Annotated in this window: 1 pseudogene; it reads right to left on the reverse strand. The window is 61.2% G+C overall.

The window, feature by feature from the left end:
- Positions 1-245: pseudogene (locus EU800_RS27175) on the reverse strand (IS110 family transposase); the annotation flags it as partial.

The raw sequence follows: 245 nt of genomic DNA on the forward strand, positions 1-245 counted from the left end.
TCTGCCGCTTTACACAGGGCTTCACGTATGCGGGCGGGATCAACCGGACCTCATGGCCGAGCGCCGCAATCTCCCGCGCCCAGAAGTGTGAGGTCGGACAGGCTTCGATGCCGATCATGCAGGGCTCGATCTTGTCGAGAAAATCGAGCACCGCGCCCCGCCGAAGCTTCTTCTGCAAGACGACAGCGCCACAGGCATCCACCCCGTGAAGCTGAAAGACAGACTTGGCCAAGTCGATCCCGAGT

Origin of the sequence: Tropicimonas sp. IMCC6043, from assembly GCF_004146235.1 — a bacterium.
Classification (GTDB): Bacteria; Pseudomonadota; Alphaproteobacteria; order Rhodobacterales; family Rhodobacteraceae; genus Tropicimonas.